This is a genomic window from Rhodopseudomonas julia (genome assembly GCF_030813515.1).
Classification (GTDB): Bacteria; Pseudomonadota; Alphaproteobacteria; order Rhizobiales; family Afifellaceae; genus Afifella; species Afifella julia.
Genome location: NZ_JAUSUK010000001.1, coordinates 300,045 through 315,878 on the forward strand (window position 1 = coordinate 300,045; position 15,834 = coordinate 315,878).

The following is a 15,834-nucleotide window of genomic DNA, read 5'->3' on the forward strand; positions in this document are numbered from 1 at the left end:
TTTCCTCTCCCCGGCGGCGCTTTGTGGTCGCTTGCGCGCGACCATGCCATTCCCGCTCCCGCGTCGGAAGAGGCTCGGCGGCGCTATTCAGTGCTTGTTCCCCTTGGGGTTTTTCGGGTCCAACGCTCAGGCGTCAGGCGGCTCCTTTCGAGAGCCGCGATGATGGGGAAGGTCCGGATCCACCACCTCCCAAGGCAGGGCGTCGTCGAGCCAACTTTCGCGCTCAGGCGGAAAGTCATCCGCATGGTCGAGCGTGACGAGATTGACCTCGATCACGTCTGGATCATGATCGCTCTCATAGGTGAGCGACGTGCCGCAGCGGCCGCAGAAGCCGCGCTGCACGCCGGGCGAAGAATGGTAGATGACGCGCTCGCCCGCCGAAAACGTAAAATCTTCGCGGGAGAAGACCGCCCAGGCGACGCCGGACGCGCCGGCCGCCATCCGGCAGGAGCGGCAATGGCAGTTGGTGGTGGCGCTCGGCGGCCGCGTCGCGCGGTACCGCGTCCGTCCGCACAGGCAGCCGCCCTCGATCGCTTCGTCCATCTTATCCTCTTATCCTCCGTCACCCGCACGCCCACCATAGGGTGACATCGCATGCGGCAGGGTCAATCGGAGCGCCACGCCTCACCAAGTCGTGTTCGCAGATTGCGGCTCGATCGCACGTTCGCCGCAGGTCAGAAGCTGGTCGCGTGCTCCGCCACGGCTATCTATTGCATGATGGGGCAGAGAAGCATTGCCATGTTCTGGAAGACACGAGGACACGATGCCGATGGCTTCCCCCGCGATCTCGACTGACCCCACTGGCCGACCCGCAGATGTCCGCCTCGACCTTTTCACGACGCTGCGCTCACGTCCTCTCCTCCGCAGCTTCGCTCTCGTTCTGACGCTCGCTCTTTCGGCGGCCCTCGCCTCACCCGCTCCGGCCCGGGCGGCGGGCGAAACCGACGGCCGGCATCTCTCCGCCTCCGAGCGGGACGCGGAACTCTCCCGCCTCTACGAGGAGCTCAAAAACGCCCGGAGCGAAATGGAAGGCCGGCGCATCGAGAACCTGATCTGGCAGGCCTGGATGGCCGGCCCGACCGCGGAGATTTCGCAGATGCTGCAGGAGGCCCTCACGGCCCGCCGCGTCGCCGATTACGACAAGGCGGTGGCGATCCTCGATGACGTGATCGCCCGTGCACCCGATTATCCCGAGGCCTGGAATCAGCGCGCCACCTTGCGCTTTCTCGAAGGCGATCTCGACGGCTCGCTCGAAGACATCGACCGCGTGATGGAGCTCGAGCCCAAGCACTTCGCGGCACTTTCCGGCCGCGGCCTCATCCTCCTGCATCAGGGGCGCACGCGGCTTGCCCACAAAGCTCTGCGCGAAGCCGTCGCCATCAATCCCTGGCTGAGAGAGCGGGCATTGCTTCCGCAGACGCCCGACGGCGACAGACCCGCAGACGAAGACGGCGAGGGGGACGCGGGCGGCCGCGACATCTGAGTTTTCCCCGATCGCCCACAACTTCCGCAAGTTCCTCAGCGCCCGACAAAAACGTCGACTGGTGCCGGCCGGGCGGCAATCTGTCGGTGGAGAAAACCGCTCGCGCCGCTTTCGAAACGCCTCCGATTGAGTCAAAGCTTTAACCTTGTTGGAGGGGGCACTCTCCGAAAGCGTGCGGCAACAGCCCGGATCAATGGCGATGGCGGAATATTCGGCCCTGCGGGTCCTGACCCAGGGCATTACGGGAAATCGCGGCTGGCGTCCGGCCTGGCGCAAGGCGGAGCCGAAGCCGCGCTACGACGCCATCATCGTCGGTGGCGGTGGCCATGGTCTCGCCACGGCCTTCTATCTCGCCAAGAACCACAAGCTCACCAATATCGCCGTCGTCGAGCGCGGCTGGATCGGCCAGGGCAATGTCGGGCGCAACCAGACCATCGTGCGCTCCAATTACCTCCTGCCGGAAAACCACCGCTTCTACGACTGGAGCCTGAAATTGTGGGAGGGCCTGTCGCAGGAGCTCAACTACAATGTCATGTTCTCGCAGCGCGGCGTTCTCAATCTCGCGCATTCGCCCGAACAGCTCGATCGTTTTGCAGAACGCGGCAATGCGCTCCGGCTCGCCGGCATCGATGCGGAGCTTCTTTCCCGCGAGGGCGTGTCGCGGCTCTGTCCGGGTCTCGACATTTCGCCCGGCGCACGCTTTCCGGTGGTCGGCGGGCTTCTGCAAAAACGCGGCGGCACCGCACGCCACGACGCCGTCGCCTGGGGCTATGCCCGCGCCGCCGACCGACTCGGGGTCGATATCATCGAGAACACACCCGTCACCGGCTTCATCAAGGAGGCGGGCAAGGTCGTCGGCGTGGAGACACCGCGCGGACAGATCAAGGCCGCCAAGGTCGGCGTCTCCGTCGCCGGCATGACATCCGACGTGATGCGGCTTGCCGGCGTCGACAATCTGCCGATCGAAAGCCATCTTTTGCAGGCCTTCGTCACCGAGCCGGTGAAGCCGCTCATCCACACGGTCGTCGCCTATGGCTGCGGGCACATGTATGTCACGCAATCCGACAAGGGCGGCCTCGTCTTCGGCGGCGGTCTCGATCTCTACAATTCCTACGCCCAGCGCGGCAATCTGCCGGCCGTCCACGAGATGACGGAGCAGCTTCTGGCGCTCTTTCCGAATGCCTCGCGCCTCAAGCTCCTGCGCTCCTGGGGCGGCATCATGGACATGTCGATGGACGGCAGCCCGATCATCGACAAGGGGCCCCTGCCCGGCCTCTACCTCGATTGCGGCTGGTGCTACGGCGGTTTCAAGGCGACACCCGCAGCCGGCTGGTGTTTTGCCCATACGATCGCCAATGACGAGCCGCACCCGCTCAACGCCGCCTATTCACTCGACCGCTTCAAGGACGGCCGGGTGCTCGACGAGGCCGGCGTCGGCCCAACCCCGAGATTGCATTGATGCGCCGCCCTGTCTCAACGCGGCGCGGGAGCGTGCCATGCTGATCCCATGTCCCGTCTGCGGGCTGCGCGATGTCGGCGAATTCACCTATTGGGGCGATGCGGGCGTGAAGCGCCCGTCGCACCGGGAAAAAGAAGCCGGACCGTGGATCCCTTATGTCTACGAGCGCAAGAACCCGCGCGGCGAACACAAGGAAATCTGGCAGCACGAACATGGCTGCCGGCAGTTCCTGATCGCCACCCGCAACACCGAGACGCATGAAGTGCTGAACGCCGCGCTTGCCGGTCCGTTCGGGGGAGACGAGTGATGGTCGGCTTCCGCACCGACGCGCCCGGCACACGCATCGACCGTGACAAGCCGCTTCGCTTCACCTTCGACGGCAAGCCGGTGGAGGCGTTCTCCGGCGACACGATCGCGTCCGCACTTCTCGCCTCGGGACGCGCGATCGTGGCACGCTCGTTCAAATATCACCGGCCGCGCGGCGTTTTTGCCGCCGGCAGCGAAGAGCCGAACGCGCTGGTGACGACAGGTGTGGGCGGCGAAACGGAGCCCAATGTGCAGGCGACGACCCGGCTCGTCTCCGACGGGCTCGTCGTCAGCGGGCAGAACGCCTACCCTTCCGTCGACCGAGATCTCGGCGCCATCAACCAGGTTTTCGCTCCCTTCTTCGGTGCCGGCTTCTACTACAAGACCTTCATGGGGCCGATGAAGCGCTCGTGGATGTGGTACGAGCCGTCGATCCGCGCCGCCGCCGGCATGGGCCGGGCGAGCCTGTCGCCCGATCCGGCACGCTACGAACGCGCCAATGCCTTTGCCGATCTCCTCGTCGTCGGCGGTGGTCCGGCCGGGCTTGCCGCGGCGCTGACAGCAGGGCGCGTCGGCGCCCGCGTCCTCATCGCCGATGAAGGGCACGTCTTAGGCGGCGCAATCGATCTCGACGATGCGCGCATCAACGGCACGCCGGCGCTCGACTGGGCGAAGGAAGCGGCCGACGAGCTCGACGCCATGCCCAATGTGCGGGTTCTGCGGCAGACCAATGTCTGGGGCTATTACGACGCCAATGTGCTCGCCGCCTTCGAGGATTGCAGCGCCGGCGGTCTCACGCGGGCGCGCCACTGGCGGCTGCAGGCCCGGCAGGTGGTGCTCGCCACCGGCTCTTACGAGCGTCCGATCGTCTTTGCCGGCAACGACCGGCCGGGCGTGATGCTCGTCTCCGCCGCGCTCGCCTATGCGCGCCGCTTCGGCGTCATGGTCGGCCGGCAGGCCGTTCTCTTCTGCAACAACGACCAAGCATGGCTCAATGCAGCCGCCCTTGTCGAAGAGGGGCTGCAGATCGCCGCCATCGTCGATCCGCGCGAGGACTTGCCGGCTGAGCTGACGGAGCCGCTCGAACAAACAGGCGCGCGCCTTCTCACTGGCCATGTCGTCATCGCGGCTCAGGGCAAGAAGCAGGTCGAGAAGGCGGTCATCATGGCCGCCGACGGCAGCGGCGAGACGACCACGCTCGAATGCGACACGCTGCTTGTCTCCGGCGGCAGCAACCCCGTCATCAATCTTGCGAGCCAGGCCGGCGGCGCCCCCACCTGGAACGCAGACATCGCCGCCTTCGTGCCGGGCACACAGCGCGAGGCCTGGGTGCCCGCCGGCGCGATGATCGGCGCGGCGCGCCTCGGCGAAGTCTTGAAACAAGGCGCGGTCGCGGGGCAGGCCTCCTGCGAACTCCTCGGCCTGCGTTGTCCGCTCCCCTCTTTCAAGGTGGACAGCCGCGGCGGCAATCTGCGGGCATCCGTCGAGGATGGTGGGCTCAAACCCCTGTTTGAGGTGAAAGCCCCTGCGGGCCGTCGGTTCGGCAAATTCGACAAGGCCTTCGTCGACCTTCAGCACGATGTCACCGCGGAAGATATCCGGCTTGCCGCACGGGAGGGCTTTGAGAGCCCGGAGCATGTGAAGCGCTACACGACGCTCGGCATGGCGAACGATCAGGGCAAGACCTCGAACGTCACAGGCCTCGCCATTCTGGCGGAGGCCCGCGAGGTGCCGATGTCCGAGGCCGGCACGACGCGCTTCCGCCCGCCTTTCGTACCCGTGCCGCTCGGCACGCTCGCCGGACGCGCCCGCGGCGCACAGATGCGCCCGGTGCGGCGCTCACCACTTTACGCCACGCATGTCGCGGCCGGGGCGCCGATGGCAGCCTCAGGCCTGTGGATGGAGCCCCGCGCCTATCCGAGGCCCGGCGAAGCCGCGGAGAAGGCTGCATTGCGCGAGGCCACCCATGTGCGCGAAGCGGTCGGCATCGCCGATATCTCGTCCACCGGCAAAATCGATGTCGCGGGCCCCGACGCGGCGGCCTTCCTCGACCGCGTCTACACCAACCTCTTCTCCAACCTGACGACCGGGCAGACGCGTTATGGCGTCATGCTGCGCGAGGATGGTCTTATCTTCGCCGAGGGCACGGCCTTCCGTCTCTCCAAAGACCATTTCCTGCTCACCACTCCGGCCGCAAAAGCGGAGACGGTGGTGACGCATCTGGAGTTCCTGCTTGCCATCGCATGGCCTGATCTGCGCGTGACCGTGACGTCCGTCACCGAGCACTATGCCGGCATCGCCGTCTCCGGTCCGAAATCGCGCACGCTCGTCAGCCGCGTCGTGGAAGGCCGGGAGACGGACAATCGTGCCTTCCCGTACCGGGACGTGCATCGTGCCACGATCAGCGATCTCCCCGTCATCGTGGCGCGGCTCTCCTCATCCGGGGAAGACGGCTACGAGATCTATATCGGCGCCGATCACGGCGTCTTCCTTTGGAAGTATCTTCTGGAGAAGGGAAAGGATCTCGACGTCTCGCCCTATGGCATGGAGGCGATGGACATTCTGCGCATCGAGAAGGGCTATCCCGGCGCAGCGGAGTTCGACGGGCGTCGGAGCCTTGAAGATTTCGGCATGGAAAAAATCCTGTCGAAAAAGAAGAACTGCGTCGGCCGGCCGCTCGCCTTGCGCGAGGCGCTGACCTCGCAAGACCGCCAGCAACTCGTCGGCCTTGTGGCGCTCGACGGCGCAATCGTCCAGGCCGGCGCGCATCTCGTCAAAGGCGAAAGTGCGGAGAAGCCGGGCGAGTCCGAAGGGCACATCACCTCGGCGACCTACAGCCCGGCCATGAAGAGCCATATCGCGCTGGCGCTCCTGCGCGGTGGGCGGGAACGGCACGAAGAGGTTCTCTACGCGGCCGATCCCCTGCGCGGGACACATAACCGGGTGCGGGTCGTGGACCCGCAATTCTACGATCCCGACGGGAGCCGCCCCAATGGCTGACGAAACGAACACCGCCAAAAAGCCCGCGTCGATCGAAAGACAATCGGCGCTTCACGCATTGGCACGTACGAAACCGGCGACCTCCGCGCCCCTCACGCTCACCGAATTTCGCCCGGCGGTCATCGTGCAGATGCAGGCGTGGCTTTCCACCGCCCTCGACTTCGCCAATGCGTTGTCAGAGGTGACGGAGCTGCCGATGCCCGACAATGGCACGTTTGTCGACAATGCCCATGGCATGCTGGTGTCGCTGGGCGTCGGCCGGCTGATGCTGTTGAGCGATACCGATGGCATCGCCGATCAGCTCAAGAAAGCGATCGGCCGATCCGGCACGCTGACCGATCTCAGCCACGGCTTCAGCATCGTACGCCTGGCAGGCGCGCCAGCGGCGAGCCTCCTCGCCCACGGCATCGCGCTCGATTTCGACACGCTGCCGCCGGGCGGCGCCGCCCAGACCAAAATGGCAGCGTTCGACGTCCTCGTGCTGCGCCAGGCGGAAGATTGCTTCGACATCGCGGTCGCGCGCAGCTACGGTGAGGCGATGGTCGAATGGCTCGTCGATGCCGGCAAGGCCTGGGAGCTCACACTCAGCGCGAAGTGAGGCGCAGGCAGCTGCCGCGCCTCTGACGCATCACGCCGCGTTTCGGGCCGCCTTGTGAAGCACCCGCGCCGCGAGCTGCGGCAGGTCGCGATCGCCGATGAAGCGGGTGTTCGCCTCCAACATCGGGGCGTTTTCCTCCGCACCCATGCGCGCAGCAAGCGCTTCGACGGAAATGCCGGACAATGCCGGCGGGTCGAGCGACAAGCCGATCTCGGCGCAAAGGGCACGAAAGGCCGGCGCAAAGGCCTCGGGCTTTCGTTCGACGCCCATCGCCTCCGCAACGGCCGCAAAGCCGTCCGGGTTTCCCTCCGCCGACCATTCGGCCGTCGCCGCCATGCCGATGCCGACCGCAAGACCATGCGGGATGGGAGCGAGTGCGCCCAGTGCATAGCCGATATTGTGGGCAAGCCCGGTTCCCGTTTTCTCAATCGCGATCCCGGCCAAGGCCGCTCCCTGCATCATGCCGGCGCGGGCCGAGAGATTGTCGGGCTCGCTCATCACAACGGGCAGGTTCTCGCAAATAAGCCAGATGGCGGAGAGCGCAGCCGCCTGGCTTTCGCGGCTCGCCCTCCGTCCGGTCGCCGCTTCCACCGCGTGCACCAGGGCATCAATGCCGGTGGTCGCCGTTGGGACCCCCGGAAGCGTGCAGACCAGTTCGGGATCGAGAAGCACGAGCGCGGGCATCAGCTCCGGCGCGCGATACCAGTAATTGGTGCCGTCACTGGCCAAAAGATCGGCCGTCGCGGTGAACTCGGCACCACTGCCGGAGGTGGTCGGCATGGCGATCAAAGGCACGGCCTTCGCGGCAAACGGCGTCTCCTCCATGCGATGGCACGTCACCTCGCCCGGATTGGCGAGCATCGCCGCGGTGACCTTGCCGAGATCGATCGCCGAACCGCCGCCAAGCGCGATGACGAGCTTTGTCCACTCGCCGGACCCAGCGGTGACGGCCTCCGCCACCTGAGCTTCCGTCGGCTCTCCGGAGACCTCATCGTAGATCGCGACTTGATGGCCGGCGCCGAGAAGCGCCTCTTCGAGACAGAGAATGTGGCCGTGGAGACGCAGGCCGGAATCGGCGACGAGCAGGACATTCGCAGCCTCGCCGACGAGCGCCGACACGTCCTGCGCGATCCGCGTCGCACGTCCCGGGCCGAAGACGACCGGAATGTCAGCGAAATCGGCGACCTGATTCATCGTAGTTCCCAGCATTGGTGCCCCTCCCATCGTCGTCTAATGCGACATTTTGGCAGGATAGCATTGCAATCCTCATTTCGGGAGCGTCGATGCGGCCCTCACGCCGCACTGCTGCAGGTTCACGGCGAGAACGGCGTCCGGCTGCCCGTTCAAACCCTTCAAAGCGGCCGCATAGCCCAGATTGCCACCGCAGGCACCGCGGCATTCGATGCCGAGATACGTCTCCAGCGCATGGCAGATCTCACCGGGCGTGGACGAGGCATATGCGTCTTGAGCCGAGCGCGGCCTCTGCGCCACGCCGCCTCGTCTCACTCAATGCTCGATCCAGACCTTGTTGAACTGATGGTACTGGCTCGGATGCGCCGGATAGCCGTGCACTTTCTTGGAGGAGATCGTGTAGACCGGGCGGAAGATGGACTGGACCATCACCGCATCGTCCTGAAGGATCTTCTCCACCTTCTCCATGGCCGCCTTGCGCTTCTGCGCATCCAGAATCGTTTCCGCTTCGTCGAGCGCGCGATCGAATTCCGGATTGGAATAATGCGTCTCGTTCCAAGGGACGCCGGTTCGGTAGCCGAGTGACAAAGCCATGGTGCCGAGCGGGCGGTGCGTCCATTGCGTGGCGCCGAAAGGCGTGTCCTTCCAGATCTCCCAGTATTTCGCCGTCGCCATGATGTTGATGTTCAAGGTGATCCCGGCTTCCTTCACCTGATCACGGACGATTTCGCAGACTGTCTGCTGCCAGGGGCCATCGGTCTTGCCGCAAGCCACGGTGACTTCGAGGTTCTCCTGACCCGCCTCGGCGAGCAAGGCCCGTGCACCGTCGAGGTCACGCTCAAGCTTCGGCAGCGGGAAATACTCCGGATGGATCGGCGAGACATGGTGGTTCCAGCCGACATCGCCGCTCTCGGGGAAAACCAGCGGAAGCATCGCGGCATTGTCGCAGGCTTTGACGAAGGCCTGGCGCACCCGCTTGTCTGTCCATGGCTCCTGATCGACCTGGAAGCGCAGGCAGAGGGTCTGTGCCGTGCGGGTGGAGAGAATGTTCCCATCGAGCGCCCGGGCGAGCTCCATCTGCTCGACGCCGAATTCATAGATCGCATCGATGTCGCCAGAGGCAAAAGCCGTGAGCTGGGTGTCTTCCGGCACATCGTAATAGTGAATCTCATCAAGAAACACCGCTCCACCCCAGTATTGGAACGGCTCCTCGTCGATCTCGCGCACGCGCTTCAAAATGCAGCGCTGTCCGACGACAAGTTCCGCCAGCGTAAACGGGCCGGTGCCGATCGGATTATCGGAAAACGGCGGCTTGAAGCTCGGATGCACGATTGCCGTCGGGTAATTGTACATATCCTCCGGGAAGGAGAGCACGGGGCGCGACAGCTTGAAACGGATGGTGTGGTCGTCGACCACCTCCACGGCATCCTCGCGCAGCCTCTTCACGCGCTTCGGCGGACCATCCTCATCCTCGTCCTTTTCGTCGGATTCCACCTCCTCGAGCATGGCCGCGATCGAGGCGAGCCCGAGATTGGAGGAGCCGAGCGCCGGATCGCACCAGCGCTCGACGTTGAAGCGGATGTGGTCGGCGACAAGCTCCTCGCCATTGTGCCAGCGCACGCCGCGGCGGAGGTAAAACGTCCATTCGGTCAGATCGTCGGAAACCTCCCAGCTTTCCGCCAGCATCGGGTGGGTGACGTTGTCCGGCGTCGTATAGGCGAGGTATTCCAGGATATGGCGGGTCTGGTTGGATGCCTCTGTCCAGGCATAGATTGCCGGATCGTCCATCTTCTGGACCTGCATGCCGACCTTGATGATGCCGCCTTCCTGCGGATCGTCGTCCGGATTTTGAAAAGGCACGTTGCCGATCGTCTGCGCATAGGCCGGGGCTGGCAGACCCGCCATCGTGTAGGCGGCGGCCGCCGACATTCCCGTCAAAGCGGCGATGCGGATGAAAGCGCGACGGCTCAAGCGTCCACGCGCCATCAGATCCTGCGCTTCCAAAGCCTTGGGGTGCGGCCGCATCTCGGTCTCACGCGTCATGACAATGCTCACTCTTTCTCCGCCTCAGCGGCACATCACCGGCGGGCGACGACGCCCGGCAAAAGCTCCCGGGCGGCAACAGGCAGGGCCAAGGAGCAACAGTCTTCCTGGACAGCAAATTTAGCACGGCTGTGACGGGAATCATCTGGCTCGCCATGCCCGCTTGCAAGTTACGGGCAAGGCCCGGCCGCAATGGGGCGTTCCGGCACAAAAGCTTCTTGCCCGCTTCACGCATCACGTCTAGCGCAAAAACTTGCATCCTTGGCCCGCAGCCAACGGGACACTCGTGCCGAGGGAGGTCGGACGGGACCGGCACATCACTTGCTTGACCGAGAGAACATGAACGCCCTCCCCCGTCTCACAAAAACGGCTCAGAACCTCACATGACAGATCAGCCTCCTGCTCATAAGCACCGGCTCTACGAAGATGCTCTGGCGCTCCTGATCGGCACGCTGCTCGTAGCACTCGGCCTTTCGATTTATTCGACGGCGACGCTTCTGACGGGCTCGACCGCAGGCATCTCGCTTCTCATCCAATACGCGACGGGGATTCCGTTTCCGATCGTCTTCTTCGTCGTAAACCTGCCCTTCTATGCGCTCGCCGTCGGGCGCATGGGATGGCGCTTCACGATAGCGACCTTCATCGCCGTCGGGCTCGTCTCGCTGTTTGCGCGTCTGACACCGCAATGGATCGCGATTGGCGAGATCAATTCGCTTTATGCCTCAATCATGGGCGGCATCCTCATCGGCACAGGGCTCCTGGCGCTCTTTCGCCACCGCGCCGGTCTCGGCGGCGTCAACATCCTATCGGTCTACCTGCAGGACAATTACGGACTGCGGGCGGGCTATGTGCAGCTCGCCATCGACGCGACGATCATGATCGTCGCGCTTTTCGTCGTCGATGCCGATCGGGTGCTTCTGTCGCTGCTCGGCGCTGCCGTGCTCAATTTCATCCTCGCCATCAACCACCGGCCAGGCCGGTATGTCGGCGTGAGCTGATCATTCCACTTTGACGACCAGACCGCCGGCGCAGCTCTCATCGCGGCTCGAGGTCGCCGCAGGCGGAGCCGCTTCGATCAGCTTCGCGAGATCTGGCTTCTCATCGATCCGGCCCGTGAGAGAAATCCACAATTCGGTGATGTCGCCAGTCGCCTCATCGCAGCGCACGATGACGCGCTTGCCCGCGCCCTCCCCAAAAGAGCGGTCGAAGGCGTCCTCGATCTCATCGCGCGAGAGCTTCTTGCCGGCATTTCGGGCAAACAGCTCCCAGACCTGCGAATTGTTGAGCTGCGTCATCAGGAGCAGCGATTCGCCGTAATACTCGTTAGGGTCGGAATCGAAGTCGTCGCCGGTCACATCGTCTTCGTAACAAGTGCCGTGCTTGCTCCATTCATGGCGATGCAGTCCCGACTGAACGCCCGGCATGACAACGGCTAGGGCCGCAAGAAGATCTGGATCAAGCTCTATCGTCTCTGCCGACGGCCGGTTCTGTGTGCAGGAGACGGCAGGGCCCGGATCGCAATAGCAGGGATAGATCGCCTTGTCGGAGAGGTTGTCCGGCCAAAGACCGTGCAGCGAAAAATGCAGGGCATCGAAGCGGCCAGGCCGGAGAAGTAGGCATTCCGGCTTGTCCTGCCCAACCTCGGTCTTGCAAAAGCCCGGCTGCCAGGAGGCCGCCAGCACATATCCGAGACTGTCGGGGGCAAAGCCGCTTTCCACCTCCGCGGGCGTGCCATCCGCTCCGGCGGCGTCTTGCGCGGGCTCGGCCCCGGCTTTGGGCGACAGAGCCTCGCGGACGAGAGCCGTTTGAGGTGCGAAAACGCCGCAATCCATCGGCACCCAACGCGCCTCGCTCTCCGGCGCTCCCGGCACCTCGACACGGTAATGCGTGCCCGGCGTGTCGTTGCGCGCCAGCATCTTGTAGGCGCGCATAGTCTCCAGCCGGACCCCGCCCGGATTGTCGCTCGCCTTTTTCTTCGTCGCCTCGCAGGCCTTCAAGGCGATGAAATAGCCCTCAAGGTCGACCTGCTGGGCGAGCGCCGGTCGGCCCATACCCAGCCACAGGCACAGGAGCGCAAAAAGCACGACGATCTTCCGCATCATCCGTCCTCGGTTCACCTCGTCTCTGCCAGCGCCTCAGCATAGGGCGTGGCGCGTGTCAGCTCCGTGAAGCGTCGCAGTCGACATGACAAGGCCGCCGGGGAGCGCCCGGCGGCCTGAAAAACCCGGCGCGCAAAATTACTGGATGAGCGGACGCAGCGTGAACGACTGGAACCCGACTGCAAGGTTCAGGCCCTTCTGCGCCTGCACGCTCAAAGGCTGCAGGGCGTAGCTCTTGTTGGAACCACCGATCAGGACATTGGCGCCGACACCGCCACCGACGGTCGCCTCCGCGCCGACACCGGCATATTCGCCCGCCAGCGCGCCACGCGTATAGGCGTCACGCGTCGGCGCAAGAACCAGCCATTTGATGAAGCTCTCCTTGGTCACACCGACGTCGAGGCCGAACTTCTTGACCGTGCCGGCATAGGCCTCCTGCGGCCCGCCCTCGCGCGGCGTGAAGGTGCAGGTCAGCTCCTTGGACGAGCCGATGATGAAGCCGGTACCGCCTTCCACCGTGCAATCGAGCGCGCCGATCTCCACGCGATCCTGCGCCGAGGCAACGCTTGGGATGGCAAGACCTGCGGCGAGCAGAAGCGTGGTCAGAACCTTTTTCATCACGAAATCTCCTTGAAAAATGGCGCCGGAGGGCGCCCGTCGCTGCGCCAACGCAGGCCGGCGCGCACCGTTCCGGAGCGATTTACGACCAGACACCGGATCAAATATGGCGGGGCGCCCCTTGCCGGCGGCAGGCGGAGGTGTTTCATGCGGTCGGCAAAGCAAGTGCGAGATCGAAGATGGCGAAACTGCAAGAGCTTCTTGCCCGCAAAGACGTCCTCATGGCGGACGGCGCGACCGGCACAAACCTCTTTCAGATGGGACTGACGGCCGGCGACCCGCCAGAATTGTGGAACGCGGACCATCCCGACCGGATCCGCAAGCTGCATGACGGGTTCCTCGGCGCGGGCTCCGACATCATCCTCACCAATACCTTTGGTGCCAATCGCTTCCGGATGAAGCTGCACAACGCCCAGGACCGCGTCTTCGAGCTCAACAAGCTTGCCGCGGAGATCGCGCGCGAAGCCGCCGACGCGACCGGGCGCGAGATCGTCGTCGCCGGCTCGATGGGGCCGACCGGCGAGCTCTTCACCCCGCTCGGCGAATTGACGATGGACGCGGCGATCGAAGCCTTCACCGAGCAGGCCAAGGGGCTGAAGGCAGGCGGTGCCGATATTTGCTGGATCGAGACGATGTCGTCGGTCGAAGAGATCCGTGCCGCCGCCCAGGGCGCCATCAATGCCGGCATGCCCTACACCGCGACGGCGAGCTTCGATACGGCCGGACGCACCATGATGGGGCTGAAGCCGGAGGATCTCGCGAAAGCATTCGACGGCCTGTCACAGGCGCCAGAGGCTTTCGGCGCCAATTGCGGTGTGGGCGCCTCGGATCTTCTCGTCTCCGTTCTCGCCATGGAGGCGCAGAAGAACGGCTTCACGGTGATCGCCAAGGCCAATTGCGGCATCCCGCAAGTGAAGGGCGATCATGTGCATTATTCCGGCACACCGGAATTGATGGCGAGCTACACCCATCTCGCCATGGATGCCGGCGCACGCATCGTCGGCGGTTGCTGTGGCACCACGCCGGAACATCTCGTCGCCATCCGCACAGCCATCGACAGCCACAATCGCGGCGATCGTCCGGACCGCGCCCATATCGAGGAGTTGATCGGCCCGCTCGTCGCTCCGCCGCGCGAGGACGGTGGCGAGGGCCGGCGACGCACAGGCCGGCGCGAACGCGCCTGACGTCGCCACTCCTTCGGGGTCATATGCAAAGAGGCGCCGTTTCGGACGACGCCTCAACCACCGTGTGAGCCGCCGCGCCTTCCGGCTGCCGCGGAGACATCCAGGAAAGTTCAGGGAAGCTCGGCGTAGCCGTCTTTGAAGCCGGCAAGCGCGATCGGAATGCCGATCCCCTCCTCCGGCGTCTGAAAGATGATGAACGTCGCGTTCGTGCCGTTCTCCATCTTGTTCAAGAGATCATCATCCATGATGACCTCCGCCACGCAGCCATTGGGCAGGCAGCGTACGAAACCGGCAGAGCCCAGATCATCGTCATCGATCCTGAGGCCGAGGCCTCGCGGCAGAAGCACGCCGAGCGGCGCCAGAACACGCAGGATACGGGCCTGCTTGTCGGCGGTCTTCAAGACGATCACCGTGAGGCCGACATTCGGTCGGTCTTCGGCCGTGACGAACTGCATCACGACACATTGTTCGTTCTGCGCGCCGGGAGGGGTGTCGCATCGCACCTCCCAGTCACCATGCTTGGACTTGACGGTGCCCTGGGCTTCGGCCGCGGCCGGAAGCAAGACGGCAGCCCCAAGAATTAGAGCGGACAGCAGGAAAGCGGGAAAGCGCAACTGAGATCAACCTTCTCAAGGTGGCGGGCCCCGACCGCCGGTTCCGAATCGGGATTGAGCGGTACCAGACCGCCGATGGCCATTCAAGAAATGGCTGCGTACAGCATCGCCTCTTGAGCCGCAGGCCAAAATGCCGCACATGATGGCGAAAATGCCGCAGACGTGCGGAAGTTGGCCTCCCTGGCATTGACGGAGTTTGGTTCTGTTCCAAACAAACCTTGCAGCAAAGGCCGTTTCTTGCACTGGCTGGTGAACGGACCCCGCCTAGATGGTCTTTCTGTGGCGGAGAAAGATGAAGAGGTGTTCATGAGAGCTCTGGCTCGAACTTTCGGCGCATTGTCGGGGCTTTTCGCCCTCGGTTCACAGGCGCTGGCCCAGCCGGTCGACAGCGGACCGTTCAATTGGCAGGTCAATCTGCAGGAAGCAGCGAGTGAAGTCGCACAATATGTCGACTGGTTCGCCTGGTACACGCTTGCCATCATGCTGGCGGTCTGCGTTTTCGTCTTCGGGCTGATGGCCTGGTGCGCCGTCCGCTTCAACGCCAAGCGCAATCCCGAGCCCGCCCGCTTCGCCCATAACACCACAATCGAAGTTCTGTGGACGGTGCTGCCGGTTCTGATCCTCGTTCTGATCGCCGTTCCGTCTTTCAGGCTGCTCTACGGCCAGTTCGATCCCTCGAAAATCTACTCGGAATACAATCCCGAGACGGACAAGTTCCTCACCGTCAAAGTCACCGGGCACCAATGGTATTGGGGCTACGAATATGGCGTCGACGATGACAGCAAGTCGAACGGCATCACCGACGAGATCAGCTTTCAGGCCTTCATGATCCCGGATGAGGATCTGCCGGAGAACGGTGTGCGCAACCTCTCCGTCGACAACCCCGTGGTGGTGCCTGTCGACACCTTCGTGCGCGTCCAGGTGACGTCTGCCGACGTCATCCATTCCTTCGCCATGCCCCCCTTCGGCATCAAGATCGATGCAGTGCCCGGCCGCCTCAACGAGACCTACTTCAAGGCCAACCGCGAAGGCCTCTTCTACGGCCAGTGCTCGGAATTGTGCGGCAAGGATCACGCCTTCATGCCGATCGCCATGCGCGTCGTCTCCAAGGAGCAATTCCAGCAATGGGCGAGCCAGGCTGTGGATGACATCGAGGGGGCCAACCAGTCTCTCGCCCAGGCGATCGAACGGGAAAACCAGGCCAACGACGACAAGGTGGCGCTGCGCTGAGGCGCGCCC

General features: G+C 64.2%; 15 protein-coding genes. 8 read left to right on the forward strand and 7 right to left on the reverse strand.

Annotated elements, in window-relative coordinates:
* Positions 1-126: 126 nt before the first annotated feature.
* Positions 127-543, reverse strand: a complete 417-nt coding sequence (locus tag J2R99_RS01360) for a GFA family protein (protein WP_307152714.1) — start codon at positions 541-543, stop codon at positions 127-129.
* A gap of 220 nt (positions 544-763) precedes the next feature.
* Here J2R99_RS01360 and J2R99_RS01365 point away from each other — a divergent pair, with 220 nt between their 5' ends.
* The 5 genes from J2R99_RS01365 (at position 764) to J2R99_RS01385 (ending at position 6,846) form a co-directional block, all read left to right on the forward strand.
* Positions 764-1,483: a tetratricopeptide repeat protein gene (locus J2R99_RS01365; protein WP_307152715.1), complete on the forward strand. Its 720-nt coding sequence runs from the start codon at positions 764-766 to the stop codon at positions 1,481-1,483.
* A gap of 199 nt (positions 1,484-1,682) precedes the next feature.
* Positions 1,683-2,942: a sarcosine oxidase subunit beta family protein gene (locus J2R99_RS01370; RefSeq protein ID WP_307152716.1), complete on the forward strand. Its 1,260-nt coding sequence runs from the start codon at positions 1,683-1,685 to the stop codon at positions 2,940-2,942.
* 37 nt (positions 2,943-2,979) lie between these two features.
* Positions 2,980-3,249, forward strand: coding sequence for a sarcosine oxidase subunit delta (locus J2R99_RS01375; RefSeq protein ID WP_307152717.1), 270 nt, complete (start codon positions 2,980-2,982; stop codon positions 3,247-3,249).
* Positions 3,249-6,248: a sarcosine oxidase subunit alpha family protein gene (locus tag J2R99_RS01380; protein WP_307152718.1), complete on the forward strand. Its 3,000-nt coding sequence runs from the start codon at positions 3,249-3,251 to the stop codon at positions 6,246-6,248. The genes J2R99_RS01375 and J2R99_RS01380 overlap by 1 nt, the downstream gene beginning before the upstream one ends.
* Positions 6,241-6,846: a hypothetical protein gene (locus J2R99_RS01385; protein WP_307152719.1), complete on the forward strand. Its 606-nt coding sequence runs from the start codon at positions 6,241-6,243 to the stop codon at positions 6,844-6,846. The genes J2R99_RS01380 and J2R99_RS01385 overlap by 8 nt, the downstream gene beginning before the upstream one ends.
* Before the next feature lie 30 nt (positions 6,847-6,876).
* On the opposite strand, the gene J2R99_RS01390 is transcribed toward J2R99_RS01385, so the two are convergent.
* The 3 genes from J2R99_RS01390 to J2R99_RS01400 are packed head-to-tail and all read right to left on the reverse strand — an operon-like array spanning position 6,877 to position 10,092.
* The gene (locus J2R99_RS01390; protein ID WP_307152720.1) at positions 6,877-8,055 is read right to left on the reverse strand and encodes an iron-containing alcohol dehydrogenase; all 1,179 of its coding nucleotides are present in this window, start codon (positions 8,053-8,055) and stop codon (positions 6,877-6,879) included.
* Positions 8,056-8,112: 57 nt separating this feature from the next.
* Complete coding sequence (locus J2R99_RS01395) at positions 8,113-8,337, reverse strand: hypothetical protein (RefSeq protein ID WP_307152721.1); 225 nt, start codon at positions 8,335-8,337, stop codon at positions 8,113-8,115.
* Positions 8,338-8,352: 15 nt separating this feature from the next.
* Complete coding sequence (locus J2R99_RS01400; protein ID WP_307152722.1) at positions 8,353-10,092, reverse strand: ABC transporter substrate-binding protein; 1,740 nt, start codon at positions 10,090-10,092, stop codon at positions 8,353-8,355.
* Between the two features lie 371 nt (positions 10,093-10,463).
* Between J2R99_RS01400 and J2R99_RS01405 the strand changes: the two genes are divergently transcribed.
* Positions 10,464-11,078 (forward strand): YitT family protein, encoded by a 615-nt coding sequence (locus tag J2R99_RS01405; protein WP_307152723.1) that lies wholly within the window; start codon positions 10,464-10,466, stop codon positions 11,076-11,078.
* Here J2R99_RS01405 and J2R99_RS01410 read toward each other — a convergent pair whose 3' ends face one another.
* Both J2R99_RS01410 and J2R99_RS01415 read right to left on the reverse strand, forming a co-directional pair.
* Complete coding sequence (locus tag J2R99_RS01410) at positions 11,079-12,182, reverse strand: ribonuclease T2 family protein (RefSeq protein ID WP_307152724.1); 1,104 nt, start codon at positions 12,180-12,182, stop codon at positions 11,079-11,081.
* Between the two features lie 135 nt (positions 12,183-12,317).
* Positions 12,318-12,797 (reverse strand): DUF992 domain-containing protein, encoded by a 480-nt coding sequence (locus J2R99_RS01415; RefSeq protein ID WP_307152725.1) that lies wholly within the window; start codon positions 12,795-12,797, stop codon positions 12,318-12,320.
* Positions 12,798-12,976: 179 nt separating this feature from the next.
* Here J2R99_RS01415 and bmt point away from each other — a divergent pair, with 179 nt between their 5' ends.
* Positions 12,977-13,981 (forward strand): betaine--homocysteine S-methyltransferase, encoded by a 1,005-nt coding sequence (gene bmt, locus J2R99_RS01420; protein ID WP_307152726.1) that lies wholly within the window; start codon positions 12,977-12,979, stop codon positions 13,979-13,981.
* A gap of 110 nt (positions 13,982-14,091) precedes the next feature.
* Here bmt and J2R99_RS01425 read toward each other — a convergent pair whose 3' ends face one another.
* Positions 14,092-14,595: an invasion associated locus B family protein gene (locus J2R99_RS01425; protein WP_370872245.1), complete on the reverse strand. Its 504-nt coding sequence runs from the start codon at positions 14,593-14,595 to the stop codon at positions 14,092-14,094.
* A 306-nt stretch (positions 14,596-14,901) separates the two neighbouring features.
* Here J2R99_RS01425 and coxB point away from each other — a divergent pair, with 306 nt between their 5' ends.
* On the forward strand, positions 14,902-15,825 hold the full coding sequence (gene coxB, locus J2R99_RS01430; RefSeq protein ID WP_307152727.1) for a cytochrome c oxidase subunit II: 924 nt from the start codon (positions 14,902-14,904) through the stop codon (positions 15,823-15,825).
* The last annotated feature ends 9 nt before the right edge of the window (positions 15,826-15,834 follow it).